Annotated in this window: 16 protein-coding genes and 1 pseudogene; 7 read left to right on the top strand and 10 right to left on the bottom strand. The window is 49.2% G+C overall.

The window, feature by feature from the left end:
• Positions 1 to 546: pseudogene (locus ACTG33_RS10855) on the top strand (hypothetical protein); the annotation flags it as partial.
• Between the two features lie 102 nt (positions 547 to 648).
• Here ACTG33_RS10855 and ACTG33_RS10860 read toward each other — a convergent pair.
• Together ACTG33_RS10860 and ACTG33_RS10865 are read right to left on the bottom strand one after the other, a co-directional pair.
• Positions 649 to 990: a zinc ribbon domain-containing protein YjdM gene (locus ACTG33_RS10860; protein ID WP_439135232.1), complete on the bottom strand. Its 342-nt coding sequence runs from the start codon at positions 988 to 990 to the stop codon at positions 649 to 651.
• 146 nt (positions 991 to 1,136) lie between these two features.
• Positions 1,137 to 3,827 (bottom strand): bifunctional acetate--CoA ligase family protein/GNAT family N-acetyltransferase, encoded by a 2,691-nt coding sequence (locus ACTG33_RS10865; RefSeq protein ID WP_439135233.1) that lies wholly within the window; start codon positions 3,825 to 3,827, stop codon positions 1,137 to 1,139.
• Between the two features lie 113 nt (positions 3,828 to 3,940).
• Here ACTG33_RS10865 and ACTG33_RS10870 point away from each other — a divergent pair, with 113 nt between their 5' ends.
• Both ACTG33_RS10870 and ACTG33_RS10875 read left to right on the top strand, forming a co-directional pair.
• A complete protein-coding gene (locus ACTG33_RS10870) occupies positions 3,941 to 4,861 on the top strand; it encodes a histone deacetylase family protein (RefSeq protein ID WP_439135234.1) in 921 nt (306 codons plus the stop codon).
• 112 nt (positions 4,862 to 4,973) lie between these two features.
• On the top strand, positions 4,974 to 5,345 hold the full coding sequence (locus ACTG33_RS10875; RefSeq protein ID WP_439135235.1) for a hypothetical protein: 372 nt from the start codon (positions 4,974 to 4,976) through the stop codon (positions 5,343 to 5,345).
• A 96-nt stretch (positions 5,346 to 5,441) separates the two neighbouring features.
• Here the strand turns inward: ACTG33_RS10875 and ACTG33_RS10880 are convergent, their stop codons facing one another.
• Entirely contained in the window at positions 5,442 to 7,556 is a 2,115-nt protein-coding gene (locus ACTG33_RS10880) for a TonB-dependent siderophore receptor (protein WP_439135236.1), read from the bottom strand.
• Positions 7,557 to 7,883: 327 nt separating this feature from the next.
• On the bottom strand, positions 7,884 to 8,168 hold the full coding sequence (locus ACTG33_RS10885) for a sodium:calcium antiporter (RefSeq protein ID WP_439135237.1): 285 nt from the start codon (positions 8,166 to 8,168) through the stop codon (positions 7,884 to 7,886).
• Between the two features lie 295 nt (positions 8,169 to 8,463).
• On the opposite strand from ACTG33_RS10885, the gene ACTG33_RS10890 reads away from it, so the two are divergent.
• Positions 8,464 to 9,426, top strand: coding sequence for a threo-3-hydroxy-L-aspartate ammonia-lyase (locus tag ACTG33_RS10890; protein ID WP_439135238.1), 963 nt, complete (start codon positions 8,464 to 8,466; stop codon positions 9,424 to 9,426).
• A 178-nt stretch (positions 9,427 to 9,604) separates the two neighbouring features.
• On the opposite strand, the gene ACTG33_RS10895 is transcribed toward ACTG33_RS10890, so the two are convergent.
• The 3 genes from ACTG33_RS10895 to ACTG33_RS10905 all read right to left on the bottom strand — a co-directional run bounded on the left by ACTG33_RS10895 (position 9,605) and on the right by ACTG33_RS10905 (position 10,952).
• Positions 9,605 to 9,883 (bottom strand): hypothetical protein, encoded by a 279-nt coding sequence (locus tag ACTG33_RS10895; protein ID WP_439135239.1) that lies wholly within the window; start codon positions 9,881 to 9,883, stop codon positions 9,605 to 9,607.
• 18 nt (positions 9,884 to 9,901) lie between these two features.
• Complete coding sequence (locus ACTG33_RS10900; RefSeq protein WP_439135240.1) at positions 9,902 to 10,366, bottom strand: phosphate-starvation-inducible PsiE family protein; 465 nt, start codon at positions 10,364 to 10,366, stop codon at positions 9,902 to 9,904.
• Between the two features lie 130 nt (positions 10,367 to 10,496).
• The gene (locus tag ACTG33_RS10905; RefSeq protein ID WP_439135241.1) at positions 10,497 to 10,952 is read right to left on the bottom strand and encodes a BLUF domain-containing protein; all 456 of its coding nucleotides are present in this window, start codon (positions 10,950 to 10,952) and stop codon (positions 10,497 to 10,499) included.
• An 821-nt stretch (positions 10,953 to 11,773) separates the two neighbouring features.
• On the opposite strand from ACTG33_RS10905, the gene ACTG33_RS10910 reads away from it, so the two are divergent.
• Positions 11,774 to 13,918 (top strand): TonB-dependent siderophore receptor, encoded by a 2,145-nt coding sequence (locus ACTG33_RS10910; RefSeq protein WP_439135242.1) that lies wholly within the window; start codon positions 11,774 to 11,776, stop codon positions 13,916 to 13,918.
• Positions 13,919 to 13,980: 62 nt separating this feature from the next.
• On the opposite strand, the gene ACTG33_RS10915 is transcribed toward ACTG33_RS10910, so the two are convergent.
• The 3 genes from ACTG33_RS10915 to ACTG33_RS10925 form a co-directional block, all read right to left on the bottom strand.
• Positions 13,981 to 14,769, bottom strand: coding sequence for a hypothetical protein (locus ACTG33_RS10915; RefSeq protein WP_439135243.1), 789 nt, complete (start codon positions 14,767 to 14,769; stop codon positions 13,981 to 13,983).
• Positions 14,770 to 15,084: 315 nt separating this feature from the next.
• Positions 15,085 to 16,026 carry an aldo/keto reductase gene (locus tag ACTG33_RS10920; RefSeq protein ID WP_439135244.1) on the bottom strand — a complete coding sequence of 314 codons (942 nt, stop codon included), beginning with the start codon at positions 16,024 to 16,026 and terminating at the stop codon, positions 15,085 to 15,087.
• Between the two features lie 76 nt (positions 16,027 to 16,102).
• Positions 16,103 to 16,900, bottom strand: coding sequence for a universal stress protein (locus ACTG33_RS10925; protein WP_439135245.1), 798 nt, complete (start codon positions 16,898 to 16,900; stop codon positions 16,103 to 16,105).
• Between the two features lie 212 nt (positions 16,901 to 17,112).
• On the opposite strand from ACTG33_RS10925, the gene ACTG33_RS10930 reads away from it, so the two are divergent.
• Positions 17,113 to 18,300 carry an acyl-CoA dehydrogenase family protein gene (locus tag ACTG33_RS10930; protein WP_439135246.1) on the top strand — a complete coding sequence of 396 codons (1,188 nt, stop codon included), beginning with the start codon at positions 17,113 to 17,115 and terminating at the stop codon, positions 18,298 to 18,300.
• An 11-nt stretch (positions 18,301 to 18,311) separates the two neighbouring features.
• Positions 18,312 to 18,995 (top strand): acyl-CoA dehydrogenase family protein (locus ACTG33_RS10935; RefSeq protein ID WP_439135247.1); only part of this gene is annotated, 684 nt, incomplete at its 3' end.

Raw genomic sequence — 18,995 nt, forward strand, 5'->3', positions numbered from 1 at the left:
CAGGCGCAGCTCTTTGATACTCTGGCCAACGGCAGCCGAATTCTAAACGCCGGCGACGTTACGGGCTATGGCCTGGAAGCGGAAGTTACAGCCAGTGTCACGGATAACTTTGAAGTGATCGCCGGTGTGGGCTTTCTATCAACCGAGATGGAGTCTGATAAATCCAGTCGCGTAGCCGGAGACGTCTACTCCTACGACGGTGTTGAACTGCCATCAGCACCCGAAATCAGTTACAACCTGGTCGCACGCTACTACATCCCCATCGGGGACGCAGGCGAGCTGGCATTGCAAGCGGACTACTCCTGGCAAGACGATCACTTCCTGCAAGTGGAAAATGATCCTTACTCTCATCATGAAAGCTATGGAATCGCCAATGCCAAGGTCGGTTGGGCATCGATGGATGGTCGCTACACGGTGGAGTTATTCGTGAATAACCTGACCGATGAAGAGTACTTCACCTATCAGAATACACTGGGTGATGACTGGGGTTATGGTGTGTGGGGTAAACCGCGTACCTACGGTGCACGCGTTGCCTGGAAGATGTAATAGCCTGGAAGATGAAATAGAAAGGTATAACTAACAAAACAGGCCAAAAGTGAGAGCAATCTTACTTTTGGCCTGACTGACTAGAATATTTTCAGAAGCAGATTAAACCTTCTTCACAAACTCCGATTTAAGCTTCATCGCGCCAATACCATCGATTTTACAGTCGATATCGTGATCGCCGTCAACCAGACGGATATTCTTCACTTTCGTACCGACCTTCACCACCGACGACGAACCTTTGATCTTCAGATCTTTAATCACAGTCACCGTGTCACCGTCGCTTAGCACATTACCATTGGAATCTTTGATCACTTTCTCTTCTTCACCAGATTCCTGAGAGGCGTTAGCTGACCACTCGTTGCCACATTCCGGACAGACCAGAAGATCGCGATCTTCGTAGGCGTAAGGGGAGTTGCATTGTGGACAGGGGGGTAAATCGCTCATCGGGGTACCTATTGGCTAACTAGTAGCTTTATAAAATAGTAACGTTATGTAACTTTATATAGTGGCTCGATCTTGGGCAGGAAAGTCAATGACCTTACCTAAAGGCGGCGTATTATGAGGTTATAACCCCACTTTTACAAAGGTTTTTAATTCAACTGCAGAGTAGCCCGTCTTAAATTAAAATCATCGTCTTTGATGCGAACAGTAAAACCCAGTTTCTGCATCATCGACAACATGCCCCGGTTTTCCGTCAATATTTCCCCCTCCATTTCCAGCAGTCCACGTTGTCGAGCGACCTGAATCAGTTCAGTCATCAATTTATAACCAATGCCCTTGTGATGCCAGTCGTCCGCAATCACGATGGCAAACTCACAGCTGACACCGTCCGGGTTGGTCAGATAGCGGGCAACGCCTACTTCAATTTCGTCATCTCCCTGATAGGCGATCGCTGCCAATGCCATCTCCTGATCATAATCAATTTGGGTAAATCGGATCAGCATGTCGGGTGTGAGTTCGTGCAAGGACTGCATAAAACGGAAGTAGATCGTCTCCGGTGACATACGGCTGATAAAGTCCTGTTCGATGTTCGCATCCTCTGGACGCACAGGGCGAATCAATAAATCTGTACCATCAGATAATTGCATTCGGGTTTCCAGATTACCGGGGTAGGGGTGTACGGCCATGTGAGCATAGGGCTTGGCTTGTTCGGTAGGAGGCTGAACCTGAATCCGGGCATCGATCACCAGCGCGCCCTGATCATCGACCATCAGAGGATTGATATCGAGTGTATGGATCTCTGGCATTTCACACGCAAGCTCAGACACTCGCAGAAGTGCATCTTCCAGCGCGTCGAAATCAACAGCCGGCATACCCTGAAATTCCTGCAGCATGGTATAAACGCGAGTTCGGTTGATCATCTGTCGGGCAATAAATTTGTTCAACGGCGGCAAGGATACAAACTGATCCTGAATAACATCCACCATGGTGCCACCCGCGCCAAATCGAATGGCAGGGCCAAACACCGGATCACGCTGTATACCAATCATTAATTCCCGCCCCTGGGCACGGCGGTACATAGGTTCGAGTGTTACCCCCTGAATATCGGCTTCCGGACGATGCTGCCGAACGGTATTGATCATCTCTTCAAAATTTCGACGAACCGTCTCGACGTTGTTAATGTTCAGTCGAACACCACCCACATCGGACTTGTGTTGAATATCCTGGGCATTGATTTTCATGGCCAGCGGGAATCCCAACGTTTCCGCGGCGACAACGGCCTCATTCGGATTACTGGCAGCAATAGCCGGAGCTAACGGCAGGTGAAATGCGCGCAACACAGCTCGACACTCCACATTATTCAGCCAATTTCGATGGTTTTTCAGGGCTTCTTTCACAATCAAACGGGCACCGTCTAAATCCGGTTTGCGATGTTGAGTTAAGGGTTTCGGCACTTGCAACAGTAGCTGCTGGTTACGCTGGTAACTGGTCAACAAGGCAAAAGCCTGAATACAGGATTCCGGGGTGTCGAAGTGGGGCAGATTATGATCGCGGAAGAGCTTATGCGCTCCGGCAACTTGCTTCCCGCCTAACCAGCAAGCAATCACGGGCTTTTTACTCTGCTGAGCCGCGTCGATCACCAGACGTGCCACTTCCGAGGGATCGGTCATGGCTTGCGGCGCCAGCATCACCAAAACGCCGGAAAACTTATCGGATTGCAGACAGTAATCCAGCGCTACACGATAGTGCTCCGTCGTGGCATCTCCCTGTAAATCCAGCGGATTCGCTTTTGACCAATGAAGTGAAAGATAAGGATCCAGTTGCTCGATATCCGATTCATCCAGCTCGCCCAGCGGAACATCCAACTCAGCTGCCCGATCACTGGCCATCACACCCGGCCCACCGCCGTTGGTGACGATCGCCAGGTTGTGTCCCTTCAATTGATAACGGCGTCGGGACAGAATTTCAGCGGCATTCAGCATCTGCTTGATCGTGTACGCCCTGACTACCCCCGCACGGCGCAGAGCCGCGTGAAACACCACATCACTCCCCACCTTAGCGCCCGTATGGAGAATAGCGGCTCGAAGCCCCTGCTGAAAGCGACCCGCTTTTACGACGACCACCGGTTTAATTCGCGCCGCAACACGCAGCCCACTCAAAAAACGACGCGCGTCCCGTATGCCTTCGATATACAACAGAATCGAGCGGGTATTAGGATCCAGAGCGAGGTAATCCAGCACGGAACCAAACCCTATGTCGAAGGTATCTCCCAGAGAGATAACAGCTGAAAACCCCAGTCCCTCGCTCTGAGCCCAATCGATGGCTGCCGTACACAAAGCACCGGATTGAGACACCAGCGCCATGTGGCCCGGGCTGGCGATCTCATGACTGAACGTCGCATTAAGCCCCTTGGCGGGCAGCATCAAGCCCAGACAGTTCGGGCCGAGAATACGCACCCCATACTGCCGCGCACAGGCCATGAGTTGCTCCTGTAATATCCGACCTGCCTCGCCTGCGACGTTTTCACCAAAACCTGCAGACAGAACAATGGCTGAACGCACACCCGCCTCGCCACACTGGCGAACAATGTCCTCAACGGCATACGCAGGGGCAGTAATGACAGCCAGATCCACGGAGTCTTCTATCTCGGCAATGGATTTGTAGGCCTGATGATTTTGTACTATGACATGATTGGGGTTGACCGGATAAAGCTTGCCTTTAAAACCACCCGCCAACAGGTTGCGAAAGATAATGTGCCCCAGAGAGCTCTCACGATCGGATGCGCCAAATACCGCGATCGATTTGGGTGAGAACAAATGATTCAGGTAATGTAAGCCCATGGTGAGTTCTGTCGTGTGTTTTGCCAATTGGTAAAATGCAGCGGCTGCTACCGACCTCGGTACTTTTTATCTATGGCCTCTGACAGAATAGTAGCCAACCAAGGATTAAGAAAATGTCTTTAACCCTCATATCCCATCCTGATTGCCTGCTGCATGAGAATTTCGCAGGCCATCCCGAGTCGCCCCAACGACTCTCGGCAATCAATGATCAGCTGATTGCCTCGGGTGTGGATGTGGTCTTGTTGCCTGCGGATGCCCCTCTGGCAACTCGAGAACAACTCACTCGAGCGCACAGCGAGGCCTATGTGGATGACGTGTTTGCCCGCGCGCCCGAGCAGGGAACCATCGAACTGGCCGAAGATACGTTTATGAACTCGAACAGCCTGCAGGCCGCCCTGCGTGCAGCAGGGGCGGGAATTGACGCGGTAGACCGATTATTCTCAGGCAAGACCCAATCGGCCTTTTGCAGTGTGCGCCCCCCAGGGCATCACGCAGGCAAGAGCTTCGCCATGGGTTTTTGCATCTTCAATAACATTGCGATTGCAGCCGCACATGCTCTGGAAGAACATGATCTGGAACGGGTTGCCATCGTAGACTTCGACGTACACCACGGTAACGGAACCGAAAATATCTTTCGCGAAGACAGCAGAGTCTTACTCTGCTCCAGCTTCCAGCACCCGTTTTATCCCTACACAGGCGACGAAGCCACGCCGGATCATATCGTTAATCTCCCCCTTGCCGCAGGAACGGCAAGAGCTGATTTTCGAACAAAGGTTACCGAAACCTTTATCCCCAGACTGCATGAATTTAAACCCCAGCTGATTTTGATTTCCGCAGGTTTCGACGGACATCTGGAAGATGAGATGGCAGATATGAACCTGACAGAAGCGGACTATGCCTGGATAACACAAGAGATTAAGAAAATAGCGGATACCTACGCCGAGGGTCGTATGGTGTCTTTTTTGGAGGGAGGCTACTCTTTATCCGCACTGGGACGCTCGGTTGTAGCCCACCTTAAGGCGTTGATGGAATAAAACGAACACGTACTTTTACTGATCTGTTTAGTTGTCTTTTAATAGCAGGCACAAGACGTCTTTTGAGACGGCATGCTACAATCCTGCCCGTGATGATAATTTTGGAAACCTCATGAAAGTATACCTGCTTGTAGCCTGTGACCGTTTGGAAGAAAACGAAGAAACTAAACTCAAAAAACATCTTCCAGATTTACAAGCTGCGTTGCAAAAATACGCAGATGATAACGCCACGAACAATGTCACACTGATCAATCAATGCGACAGTGATTCTTGCGAAGACTGGGAACTGGGGGTTATTCAGGCAGTAAAGAAAAGCATTCACCTGAAATTCCCGGTAAATCTCTTTAATGATCTTGCCAAAGACTTTGGTATTGATTGTGAAATTGGATCAATAGAGGACGACTCCCGAGAACCCGTGAGCTATTTTGGTAAACATGAAGGCAAGGGCGATTCGTTTCTGATTGCGCAGTATTTAGGATTGTAGTTTTTCTCTAATCTATCCTGGCTAAGTTGGACCGAGAGGAGTGATTAACAACCACCTCTCAGCCATCTTAATAAACCTGAATGGCGGCTCCCTGCCTTAGTAATTCCAGGTAACTGAAGCCATTACACTGCGGGGAGCACCATAATTAGCTTGCCCCCACTGTGGGCTTAGGCGATATTTTTTATCTCCGACGTTGTTTACATTCAGTGCCAACGTCAGATTGTCAGTCATTGCATATTTGGCAAAGATATCAACCAAAGCGTAAGAATCCTGAACCTCAGTATCTGAGTAGTAAATTTCATTCTGCCAATTAATTGCTCCGCCAATACGCAATTCTGGCAACCCTGGCAGACTATATGCAGAGGCCAATTTAAAAAGTTTGGTAGGGATAAAGCGACGAGTGTCATCGCCATTTTCATCTTCAACCTCGACTTGTGTATAACCCGCACTGATGTTTAGGCCAGTGAACAGTTCACCTGAAAGTTCCAACTCGAAGCCATCGCTATCAAATTCTACACCGCGGTATATGTTCAATCCGGAAACAGTATCACGGGTTACCCATTCACCGAAGTTTTCCTGTGCAGACTCAAAAAGAGCCATGGTGAGGACCGCACTACCATCAAACAGCTCTTGTTTAATACCCACTTCCGAACTATCGCCGCGTACTGCACCAAGAGGAGACAAGTTAGAGTCTACCCAAGTCTGCGCTTTGAATACTTCACTAAAGCTGGCATAGAGCATTGTTCCCGGAAGAGCCTGATAGGTAGCTCCAACGTATGGAACGGTTTCATCGTCAGACGCATTCTGTGACGCACCATAACTGATTCCAGATTGTTCAATATCAACCGTACGTGCCCCGAGAAGTACTGAAAATTTATCGGTGAAATTCAAACGAGTCGATATATAAAAAGAGTCTTGCTCCTGTTCAATATCAGTAGATTGTGAAGCAGCATCATAAACATCAAACACTGGCTTAGGGGTATTGCCAGCCGCCCAGTCAGAGCCTATTGGGTCGTAGTTCCATTGGCTGCTGTATACAGAACGCCCGGTCAGGTCGATATCCGCAAAATTAACACCGGCTACCAGCTCGTGAGTCTGCCCCAGGAAAGAAAAGTTACCACTGACAAATAAATCGATAATTTCTTCTTTGTCTTCAGCCTCATAGAAACTGGCCTGGGCCAACAGGCCAGTTTCCGTGGATGAGTCAGGTGCACCCGATAGATAGAATGAATTCCAGGATTTTTCCTGTTTGGTTCGAGTGTAGATAGCTTTCAACATCCAGCTTTCACCCAAATCCTGTTCTAATTCAACAAAGCTGCGAGTTTGTTTTACATCCTGCTCAGCCCACTTCGGCGCAGTATTGGTGGACACATCGTAATCAGTAAGAGAACCATCGCTGTAAAATAACGGTAATGCACCCGATGAATTAGCATCACTGTGGCTGTCATTGATGCTGTGCCCGACAGTGAACCGTGTGGTATCGGTAATCTCTCCACTGAGAACACCATAGAAGACATCCAGGTCTTTGCTGTAGCGATCTATATAGGAATCTCCATCTTGCTTCGCGACCACCACGCGCCCCTTTAACTTGTCATCAATGATCGGTCCGGATATATCACCATCCAGACGATACTGATCCCAACTACCCGAAGAAGCGGAAATAGAAGCCTGCATATCTTCAGTAGGACGTTTACGTAAATAGTTAATGGTTGCCGATGGGTTTGCAAGGCCGGTTATCAAGCCCGTTGCGCCTTTTACCACTTCGACTTGTTCATAAATTGCCGAATCGTCATGCCCCTGAGTCAAACCATAGGAAAACGGGACACCCACACCATCGAATTGAAAATTTACAATGTCGAAGCCGCGCGCAGTGTAGTAAGTACGACCGGTTTCCACCTGCTCAACGGTAACCCCGGGGGCATAAGATAAAATTGAATTAATCTCCCGTAGTGAGAAGTCTTCAATCTGGTCACGGGAAATTACCGATACCACCTGAGGAGTTTCCAATATCGTCAGGTTCAACTTAGTGGCTGTTTTCGTTTTATTGGGCTCACCATAGACATAAACTGTTTCAATATTGCCCTTGTTTACATCATCAGTACCACTAGCCTTACCCGCATTTAAATCGGTTGAATTCTGTGCATATGCAATATGACTAAGCATGGCGCCTGCTACTGACAGAGCTAAAGCGCAGCGAGGTAAGGTTTTCATAACGTGTCCTAATGGTGTTGATTTCAATTGAAACGGTTTTGGTGAAATGCCTGAGCATTCTCCGAGCAGGGCATTTTATAACACCGATCATACTGATAATCAATATCATTATGATTTGAATTTTTAGTAATTCTACTGCAGTTATTGATTCGAGCTAGCGGCTACCTAGCGACTTAGGTCAATCTAACCCACTAAGCGGCTTGTACTATCACCACACTTTAAGCTCCAACCACAGAAGCCACCAACCAGATGTTGTAAGCCACAAAGGAAAGTAACAACACACTCCCTCGACACGATTTATTCGTCCCGGACCGCGAAATCCATACGTCATACAAACAACCCTGCCATCATCACCATCATGACATACCAGTCTCGGATCAGGATTTCTGGCGACATCGACGGCATCGGCGAGATAACACCGGCAATGCCGACGACTGCCAGCAGGTTGAACATGTTGAAGCTCACAACGTTACCAATGTCATGCTCACCTTTTCGGGCGGCCATGGCAGAAAAGACCATCTCTGGCGTCGAGGTTCTGAACCCCACAATCACCATACCGATTAACAGAGAGGGCATACCGGCGTGTTTCGCTGCGGCAACTGCATCTTCCACAAAACGATCAGCACTTCAGACCAGCAGGACAAAACCACCTAAAATGGCACACAGAGCCAAAAGCATATCGATTACTCAGTTTATGAATCGCAATGAGATATTTTTGCAGCACTAGATTGCAAACAATAGAACCTATTCTATGTTTTTCCACCTAATCGCTGCCAATACTTATTTGGGTACCCTGACTTCCAGCCATCAGAGACCTTTTCAGTAAAAGGACGTAATATTCATCCAATAATAGTATCCGTCCATTATTTTCAAGCACCAGAGAACCCAGCATCCCACAGGAGTCACCATGATTCAGTACCCCACTTACGACGATGTGCGCGCAGCGGCGGAGCGAATCCAAGGCCACGCCCACAAAACACCGGTGATGACTTCCTGCACAGCGAACACTGAGCTGGGTGCTCAGGTTTTCTTCAAGTGCGAAAATCTACAGCGGATGGGGGCATTTAAGTTTCGCGGTGCTTTTAATGCGCTATCGAAATTCAGCCCTGAACAGCGTCGAGCGGGCGTCGTGGCGTTTTCCTCTGGTAATCACGCGCAGGCCATTGCCTTGTCGGCCAAAATTCTCGATATACCCGCCACCATTGTTATGCCTCACGACGCTCCGGCAGCCAAAGTAGCCGCGACCAAAGATTACAGGGGCAACGTCGTCATCTACGATCGCTATAAAGAAGATCGCGAACAGATCGGTCGTGAGCTGGCTGAACAACACGGCCTGACACTTATTCCCCCTTATGATCACCCGGATGTATTGGCCGGGCAGGGGACTGCGGCTAAGGAGTTGTTTGAAGAAGTGGGTCCGCTGGACGCTTTGTTTGTGCCGCTGGGAGGAGGGGGGTTACTTTCCGGCTGTGCTCTGGCTACACGTGTACTGTCACCTGGATGTCAGCTGTACGGTGTTGAGCCAGAGGCAGGCAATGACGGTCAACGATCATTTCGTTCCGGCTCGATAGTACACATAGACACACCCAAGACCATCGCCGATGGTGCTCAAACGCAACACCTCGGCAATTGTACATTTCCGATCATCCAGCGGGATGTCGATGACATACTGACCGTCTCAGACACCGAGCTTGTCAACGAGATGAAGTTTTTGGCCGCACGTATGAAGTTGATCGTCGAACCCACGGGTTGCCTCGGTCTGGCTGCAGCCAGGCAAATAAAAGCTGAATTACAGGGCAAGCGCGTGGGAGTACTTATCAGCGGCGGCAATGTAGATATGATGCGTTTTGCTGAGTTGATTTCGGCCTAGCGGGTTGCCAAGTGTCTACAACCGCCTCTAAAAATCATCTACTGGAAAACTTGATCCATCGCCCTCAAGGGCGCTGATGTGGATGGAATATTATGCCTGAAGTTATCTACTGTCTGCTTTATTGGGGGGAGCCCTCGACCCCTCTCCGGCCGCGTTAGCGGCGAACAACATGTGCTTGTTATGTACTGCCGCCCTTTTCTTTATCACTCTCTCTACGCAATTCTTTTCGGTTTTTGATCATAAAGTAAATAGTCAAAATGGAACCCAAAGCAAACGATATAGTTGGTACTAGGAAGCCTACAAAAAACAACCCTAATCCAGGCGTAAACCAGCTATAGAAAGTGATAGGCAATAATATTGCGGTAATGGTAAGCTCTATTGCCAACTGTTGATATTCACTACCGTATCGGCTTTCTACAGTTTTCGCCCAGTAATGCTTTACATTTATCTTTGCCAATTACGACAACCTTCCTTGTTAGCTTTTTTTTGCAACAAGCCAATAAGAGACACCTAAGGCCAAAACAACCGATGCAATTCCAAATATATAGTCTGGAGTAACATCAGCGAAATCAAGGATAATTACCTTCCGGGCAATAGCCATAAGTGCCGTAGCAATAACCAGTTGGATCGGTAGGACATTAGAGCCCAAGTACAACCTGATATTTACGAAGATCTCAACAGCGATTAGCACCACCATAAACGCGCCAAATACAGCAAAAATATCACTTACCTCTAATAGAAACTTCGGCGACTCCATAAGCTTTTGATACACAACAAAAACAACGTCTGCTACACCCCAAATTATGATTAGCACCATCAAAATGGCTAAAGCTTTAATCGCAACCCTTATGATTTTATGTAGAACGCCAATGAGTGGATCAGTATGTTCCTGAGGTAATTCCTCATGGACAATTTCATTCTTTTTGTATTCACTACTCATAAACGTAACCTATGTTTGCGCTGAACTCGACTGAAAGCTAACGCCGTTGTACATTGCAGTTTTGGAAGAGCCCGTTTTTTCTATTTAGCACAAAAAGGAGCGACGGAAAAACTGTCCATTTGACAACCAGTTATCTTAGACTGGCTCGCCATTGACCACTTTTAAACGCAGCGAGTAGTTTTTTGGCTCTACCTTCATCTAATTCAGTGAAACTTCTATTTTTACTAAAGAAATCATTTAAACCATCAACTTTCTGCAGATCTGATCTTGTTGCGCCAGAATATCCCATAGTCCACTCAGAGAAACTTCTTTCCTCTATAGGCTCTATTATTATTTTAACAATCCTGTCGTGCCTTTTATCATTGGATATCTCCACTAACAGTTTTTCAACCACTTCTCGCTTACCTTCAAGAATCTGAAAAAATGCGCCATCGTCATACAGAAGCATACCAGTTACATTTATACTGGAATTCTTTTTTCTGGCTTTTTCCAAAATAGAAACAATTTGATTTTTTTCCAGTTTTTCTTTTGCCGTACTCGCATAAATACAATGTATCAAATCGGCTTCTATATAATTTTCACTCATACTGGATTCCTCTTTGTATGCTAACGTCTAGCACAGCCGCCGAAAGTCGGCCTGCTGCTTGTTAAATGCCCGCCCGGGAATTGAAGCAGCCGATTTTGGATACCAACTGCTGTAGCGTATTAAACTTTGACATGTACAAGGGGACCTCTTTCTGTTTTTGAGAGGCTCACCCTTCAGCTCATCAAAGGAATACTTCTTACCCATACGGAAGCAAAACTTAATTTTAATAGACTTATTCTCATTTCCCCAACGAGGTATTGAAGAATGCTAGAGAAACCAAGGACCTCCGCTGACTCAACGAATCACTCCTGTCCCGCTGAATCTATAAATCTAGCGCCTTCATAGCACCCAGAGCGATAGTTTTTAAGGCCGCATATTCCGTAATTCTTCTCCGCCACGGGGAGAATATAGTCGGCATTCATGTGCAATATCGGAAGCCTGATATCCATAGCATTTAACAGTTAAATGGGCAGAAGTTCGTATATGCAACACCAATTTCCACCACTTTTATTCCATTTGTTTGCGAAAAAGCATATCAAGTTCAATAACTTAGCGCATCCTTTTCAGTACCTCATCATTGTGGAAACAAAGCCTACGTGTTTTACGAGACCGCTCAGGGGTCTTCTATGCACTCACAGACTCAGAAAACTCTTTGTATGAGACCGTCACCTTATTAAAAGGGCTCTGACCCATTTAACTCTTTAATTCAAATGCACAGCAGAGTTGATTGACTGCTGCCCTCTTGCTAATGATAACCGTTATCGTTATCATCCCTGTTTTTTGATACAGCCGTTCCAGAATACGCCTCAGGAGTAAACACCGTGACCAATATACCTTCTCACTTTTCCAGTCGCCTGCTGACTGTAGCCATATTGAGTGCCTGCGGTGTTGCACCGGCGATAGCAGAGAGTGCCCCGGCTGCAAGCCAACTAGAAGAGGTGGTGGTGGTCTCGCAGCGTCAGCCTTATCGTGGTGATGTACCGTTGGAGCAACTCCCCCAGCAAGTGCAGGTGATCGACAATTCTCTCCTGCACGACGTCGGCGCAGTTGAATTGCAAAGTGCGTTGGATCTGGCCGGTGGCCTTTCCCGTCAGAACAGCTTCGGGGGCCTGTGGGACAGTTTTGCCATCCGGGGGTTTGCCGGAGATGAAAACCTGCCATCTGGCTACCTTATCAATGGCTTTAGTGGCGGCCGCGGCTTCAGTGGCAACCGGGATGTTTCCAACGTTGAATCCATTGAAATATTGAAAGGCCCTGGCTCAGCACTGTTCGGACGGGGAGAGCCCGGAGGCACAGTCAACATCGTGACCAAGAAGCCCGAATTTGAAAGAGAGGGTTATCTACGTGCCTCCGCAGGACGCTACGACAGCTATCGATACGAGGGTGATTACACCGATGCCATAACGGACACATTGGCCTTTCGCATCAATGGCGCCTACCAGGAAAGCGATAGTTTTCGCGATACCGTAGAAACGGAGAAGAGGGTGCTTTCCCCTTCTTTTTTGTATGCCATCACCGACAACACGACCCTCAGTTATGAAATGGAGTACCTGCAGCAGGAAGCGCCATTCGATCGGGGTATCGTTGCGGTTAATGGCAAGCTCGGCACCGTAGGCGTCAATACGTTTTATGGCGAACCCAACGATGGCCCCATTGAAGTGGATGCGCTTGGGCATCAATTAGTATTGCAACATGATTTCAACAGCAACTGGTCCCTGCTGGCTGGCGCGGGCTTACGCTCCTCCTCATTCGAAGGCAGCATGTCACAACCTGATCTGGCACCGTCCAGACAACAAATTGACACACTGGGGAGAGTCGTGCGGGAACGCCGCTATATGGATTTCGATGCTGACGACAAGTCTGGCCGAGTTGAGTTGAACGGAAAATTCAACACGGGTATTTTCTCTCACCACCTGTTATTGGGTGCCGACATCTACCAATACGAGCTGAAATCCATCATTGACCGCTGGCGTGTCGCGCCCGGCGCTACACCTCCCGACCTGACCTACTCGGTTGATCTTCACAACCCGGTATATGGGCAGGCTCAACCCGCACTCGGAGCAATGCGTGATCGTGTTGAAAAACAGCGAGCACACGGCTTTTATTTGCAGGACCAGATTGACCTAAGTGAGCGCTGGAAACTGCTGGTAGGGCTGAGATACGACGAGTTCACTCAAGAAGTGACGGACAACCTTTTCGCGTCCAAACGCTCACAGTCCCAATCTCAAACCAGCCCCAGAGCCGGATTGGTATTTGAAGCCACCGATAATCTCACTCTTTACGCCAGCTATTCAGAAGGTTTCAGACCCAATAGTGGCGCTGACTTTTACGGCGATGTGTTTGCCCCAGAGAAAAGTGAGTCCTACGAGTTAGGTCTGAAGGTGAATACTCTTGATGACACTCTGTCGGGCACCTTGGCGCTGTTCCGTATGAATAAGTCCAATATTTTGACATCCGACCCCAACCCTGATCACGCGGGCTACTCAGTGGCACTTGGCGAAGCAGAGAGCGAAGGGGTGGAGCTTGATATCCATGCCAGCCTGGGGGACAACACCGAACTGATGTTTTCCTATGCCTACGTTAATGCCCAAACCAGCAACACCGTAATCAATGCGGATTGGGGAGTGGAAATACCGGCAGGGAGCGACTTAATCAACATTCCGGCGAACAGTGCCAACCTGGTTCTGAGCCAGCGCGTCACTTTGTTTGGATACCCTTCAACAGTCGGAACCAGTATCAACTATGTCGACGATCGTCTGGGGGAAACCATTGATCCCAACTACCGTCTGCCAGGCTACACATTGGTGAATCTATTCGGCTCAATCCAGCCTACCAGACAACTTGAGCTTTCACTCAATGTGGACAACCTGTTTGACGAAGAGTACTACGTCAGCTCGTACCATAAATGGTGGACCATGCCCGGCAGCCCCACCACCTGGACGGTTGCCGCCACCTATTCGTTCTGATCGCTAAAAGTAAGCAGTGGGCTATGCGCCGCAGCGTCGACTGCTTTGTTATTCTTATGATTTCACTTACATTTAATCTCTTTCTTATCGCCCTGAGTAGAGACGTTTTTTGTTCGGTTTTTTATACGAATAAAATAATAAGCGTAACAAACAATGCACAAGCTTAGACTTAAACCGAAACCTACCCACTGACTAGGTTCAGGTTCAGAAAAACCCACCAGAACAACAACCAACTGAATTGGAGTAAGATAAACCAAAAACGAAATACAAAAGCAGAGTATTGCCTTTGAAAAAGTAAGGTTTAGCACTTCAGCCATATAAGAAATAAACACAAGAAAAGGAAGAATTACCACGACCCAAAACGCTATTACCACAACCGTTTCAATGGCGATCAAATATCCACCATCGATATAACCCTTGACCGACTCAAAGAGAACTAAAAAGAAGAACATCATTGAAGACGAAAAAAACAGATAACCTAAATAGAAAATAACTCCATTAGTAAACCCCCAGAATGAATATTTTTCGTCATCAGACATAGGGCCTTGTGTGAAACCAAAAGAACAGACATAAAAGGTCCACGTTAATGAAATCAAAAAGAAAAAGAGAGAGGGTACAAGTATTTCAGTCGGCGGAAAGGAAAACGGAACACCAAAAACGAATAACAATAGGGACAAGATGGATATCGATTCCATCAAATGAACCAATGCGTTGAAATTAAACTTATCTGTGAATTTGCAATTACCCTGAATCTCAAATGGGTTATTGCATTTAGCGATTTGAAGGTTAATACCAAAAAACTCAAGATAATGATCTTTAAGATAGTCCGTAACTCCGGATAAGCTGTGCATTATTAGTTCTCTTCTCCAACGCTTTTTGCCAACAATCTCCTATTAACCTTCCAGCCACTTGAAGTGCAATCTAATCAATCAACCTTCACCACTAAATCTCTCCTGAAATGGAAAACATGGACTCGCTATTGTTAATTTTTACCCACATTAACGATTTTTCAAGGCTGAATACGTACCTTGTCGCCTTAGACCGTAATTACTCTGGGCCAGTTAGCCAACAGGGGGGGGAGGGTGCTACAGAGAGAAGACCATTGCCAACCGAACGAATGATCGGCAATGGATCTTGGGAGAAGTGCTTTTATCTTTCCGCTGAATTTACGACTGACAAATCTGATCAATCGCTTTCAATTCAGCTTCGGTCAATTTCCAATCACCGGCCTGAAGATTTTGCTCCAACTGCTCCAGTTTGGTGGCTCCGGCAATCACGCTGCACACCACTGGCTGTGCCAGCAACCAGGAAACTGCCAGTTCCAGTAGAGTGTGCCCCTTCTCGGCGGCGTATTCAGCCAGACGTTCGGCCTTCTTCAAGTTGATGTCGGTGAGGTATCGGTCGCCCATATTCCACAGGTTTTTGCTGAGGCGGGTGTCACCGATGGAAGTGTTATTTTGCGTGTATTTTCCAGTGAGCAAACCATTCGCCAACGGCGTGTAGGGCATCAGGCCCATGCCATATTGCTCCAGTGCCGGAGTGAGCTTGGTTCTACCCGCTTGATTGAGGAGGGAGTACTCGTCCTGCGTGACGATAAATTCGCTGAGCTTGTCCGTCTTCGACAACCACTTGGCTTCCACCACCTGCCAGGCAGGGAGGTTACAACAACCAATGTAGCGAACCTTGCCAGCGCGGATGATGTCTTCCAGTGCGCGCAGCGTTTCTTCCATAGGCGTTGACGCATCAGGCCAGTGCAGCATGTAGACGTCGATGTAATCGGTTTTGAGTCGTGTCAGGCTGTCTTCAATATCTTTCAGGATCGCTCTGCGGGAGGTGTCCCGCACCGTCAGAGCTGGCGTCATGCCAAACTTGGTAACGACGACAGCGTCTTGTCGACGATTGCCCAGAGCTTCACCCAGAATCCGTTCAGAAGCCCCCCATTCGCTGCCGTAGACCGGCGCAGTGTCAAACAACGTAACACCGGAATCCAGCGCCTTGTGAATCATCTGTGTTGAAAGTTTGGCGTCGATGGTCAATCCAAAGTTATTGCACCCCAGCCCAATGCTGGAGACTTTCAAACCTGATTTTCCGATATTGCGTGTGTGCACAAAGGCTCCTTAAAGACAGCATTATTAGGGTTGTGTTCCGATCTTGCTATATGCGGACGTTCGAATCACCACAAAATCAAATCATCAAAATATCGCGATCCAGACGCCCGATGATTTTCTCAATGGTGTTTCCTCGCAGAGCGCCGCGCAACCCTTTGCGCTGCTGACTGGCAATCACGATGATATCGGCGTCGATGTCGTTGGCCGTATCGCAGATCACATCTTCCGGCTCACCTTGTTTAACGTGGATGCGCTCATTAGGTACATTCGCCAGTGCGGCGATCTTGGCACGATCCGGGTATTCCATAGAGTCATCGTAGGAATTGACGATATGGGCTTCCATACCAAAGGTTTCGGTAAATCTGGCCGTCGTTGCCAGCATCCGGCTATCGCGCTCGGAGTTCTCCGGATCCTGGGATTTCAGAGTACACAGGATTTTTCCGGTGTGGTTCTCTGCAGGGCGTGAGGCAATCAGCACAGGATTGGTGGATTCACGCAGCAGCTTCCAGCGCTCATCACTGAGGAAGCGGCCACCGGACTGTTCTTCGTAGTAGGGGGCAATCGTCAAGGAGACGTTCAACTCTTTGCCGGCTTCTATAATGATGTCATTACTGCTGCTGCCCCAGCCCAGAACCACCGAGTACTCTACGTGGGAGCCTGCCATCTGGTCGTGGAGGTTCTCTTTCAGCCACTCACTGGTACACAGTACCGCGGGGGTTTGCTGCAACGTATGCTTGAAGGGAGTTACCACGAACACCATCTTGGCGCTGGTGTCGCTCGCAGGCCGTTTGGCCAGCAGCAATGCGCGCTCCAGAGCAGGGTGAGTTTGCTGGCTTGGATCGATTACAACGAGTACGTTTATCTGTTGTTCCATAAAATTTGTCCCCTTCTAAGGATCTGCTTATCGTTTAAGTACGTATAAAAAGTCGTTTGAGCACGTATATACGCATATAAGTCGTTCAAATACGTATGAAAGAACACCATCAGCATAGTTCTAGATGATGGATTCGTCTTAAAGGTGTAAACTAGTCACCACTGTTGATTTATAGTAGCTGAATTGTACTTACATGAGAAGGTTGATTGACAATGTCTGAGATTGACACAGATACCTTGCGTCAGGAGGTTCGTACCTGGCTGAAAGACAATGTTCCCGCGGGCTGGCGTGAGGCCATGACCGGCGTGGATCAGGAGCTGTTCGTGCAACAACAGCGCGAGTGGTTCGGCAAACTCTCCAAAGCGGGCTATGCCACACCCCATTGGCCGGAAGGCTGGCCCGGTGGTGGTCGCTCACTGGCGGAACAGAAAGTCATTTACGAAGAAGTGGCACGCGCCGACGCGCCTCGCCTGATTCTCTACTTTGTCGCCTTATACCACGCGGCCTGCACCATCATGGAGTGCGGGACCGAGGCACAAAAAGAGAAGTATCTGCCCGGCATTCTCAATGGCGAGATCTGGTGTCAGGGCTTCTCCGAGCCTAACGCTGGATCCGATCTGGCCTCGCTGAAAACCCGCGCCGAGCGTGTGGGTGACAAATACATCATCAACGGTCAGAAAACCTGGTCCACCATGGCCCAGTACGCCGACCGCTGTTTGTTGTTGGCCCGAAGTGACAACTCCGGTCCGCCGCAGGCAGGGCAGACCTACCTGCTGCTGGATATGAAAGCCCCCGGTGTCACCGTGGTGCCCATCAACCAAATCACCGGTGATGACGAATTTTCCGAAATCTTCTTCGACAACGTTGAAGTCCCTGTTGAGGATCTGGTCGGTGAAGAAGGGCAGGGCTGGGCAGTCGCTCAGGCCACTCTGGCTTCCGAGCGCGGCCTGACCCTGGTCGAGCTGAGTCAGCGTATGCGCTACTCCCTGCCGATGCTGGCGGAGACACTGAAAGAACGCGGTCTGTCGGAAGATACCTCCCTGCGTCGCGAACTGGGCAAAGTCATTACTCAGGTTGATGCCTGCTGTGCTCTGGCGGATCAATACCTGTTAAAACGCATCTCCGGCGAAGAAAAAGTCGGGGACGCCTCCATGGTGAAACTCTGCTACGCCCAGACGCTGCGTATGTACACTAAATTGGGTCGTCGCATCAGCGGTTTGCAGGGTCAATTCGATCCTGACTTTATGCGCGGCGCCACTCAGGAAACGGGCAACTGGACTCTGGACTTCATGAACTCCTACAACTGGTCGATTGCCGGTGGCAGTAACGAGATTCAGAGAAACATCATTTCCGAGCGCGTCTTGGGAATGCCCCGCGAACCCAAAACCTGGAAGCTGTAAGGAGGCCGATGATGAGTGAATTAAACGAATATCTGAACGAATTGAGAGCCTCCGCCCGTCAAGTGATGGACGGCGAGGGTACCGCTGCGGATGAGACCACCCTGTGGCCACTGACCGTTGAACTGGGTTGGCTGCTGACTGCCGTTCCCGAAGAGCTGGACGGCCTGGGTCTGGGCGTGCACGGCGTGAGCATGCTGCACACCGAGCTGGGTCGCGGTCTGGCACAGGTACCGTTTCTGACGGCCAGCCTGGCGGTCGACGCGATCGTACAGAGCGATCTGGAAGACAAAGCTGAACTGATTGGCCGTTTCACCACCGGTGAATGCGCCACAGGTTCTCTGGCCGGTGCATCCACCCTGACAGTGACCGATACCCTCAACGGACAAATGACCGCCGTACCGTCAGCGGATACCGCCAGCGACCTGCTGGTCTGTGTTGACGATTGCGTGGCACTGGTGAAACTGGATCAGGCAGGCGTTGAGCGTACCGCTCGCGGCACCTGGGACACCACCCGTCGTCTGTTTGACGTCACCTTCACTAACGTGGCTCTGACCGATCAAGTGGTCTTGGCGCGCGGCGAAGCGGCAACCAAATTGATCGCACGGCTGGAGACTCTGCGTGATTTCGCACTGGCGGCAGATTGCGTCGGCGCGGCATCTGGCCTGCTGGACATCACCATTGAGCACCTGAACACC

It is taken from the genome of Pseudomaricurvus sp., from assembly GCF_965662505.1.
In the GTDB taxonomy this organism is placed as follows: Bacteria; Pseudomonadota; Gammaproteobacteria; order Pseudomonadales; family Cellvibrionaceae; genus Pseudomaricurvus.

Coding starts and splice junctions, on each gene's coding strand:
- ACTG33_RS10860 (WP_439135232.1), bottom strand. CDS start 990: ATGAGCGATTTACCCCCCTGTCCACAATGCAACTCCCCTTACGCCTAC.
- ACTG33_RS10865 (WP_439135233.1), bottom strand. CDS start 3,827: ATGGGCTTACATTACCTGAATCATTTGTTCTCACCCAAATCGATCGCG.
- ACTG33_RS10870 (WP_439135234.1), top strand. CDS start 3,941: ATGTCTTTAACCCTCATATCCCATCCTGATTGCCTGCTGCATGAGAAT.
- ACTG33_RS10875 (WP_439135235.1), top strand. CDS start 4,974: ATGAAAGTATACCTGCTTGTAGCCTGTGACCGTTTGGAAGAAAACGAA.
- ACTG33_RS10880 (WP_439135236.1), bottom strand. CDS start 7,556: ATGAAAACCTTACCTCGCTGCGCTTTAGCTCTGTCAGTAGCAGGCGCC.
- ACTG33_RS10890 (WP_439135238.1), top strand. CDS start 8,464: ATGATTCAGTACCCCACTTACGACGATGTGCGCGCAGCGGCGGAGCGA.
- ACTG33_RS10900 (WP_439135240.1), bottom strand. CDS start 10,366: ATGAGTAGTGAATACAAAAAGAATGAAATTGTCCATGAGGAATTACCT.
- ACTG33_RS10905 (WP_439135241.1), bottom strand. CDS start 10,952: ATGAGTGAAAATTATATAGAAGCCGATTTGATACATTGTATTTATGCG.
- ACTG33_RS10915 (WP_439135243.1), bottom strand. CDS start 14,769: ATGCACAGCTTATCCGGAGTTACGGACTATCTTAAAGATCATTATCTT.
- ACTG33_RS10925 (WP_439135245.1), bottom strand. CDS start 16,900: ATGGAACAACAGATAAACGTACTCGTTGTAATCGATCCAAGCCAGCAA.
- ACTG33_RS10930 (WP_439135246.1), top strand. CDS start 17,113: ATGTCTGAGATTGACACAGATACCTTGCGTCAGGAGGTTCGTACCTGG.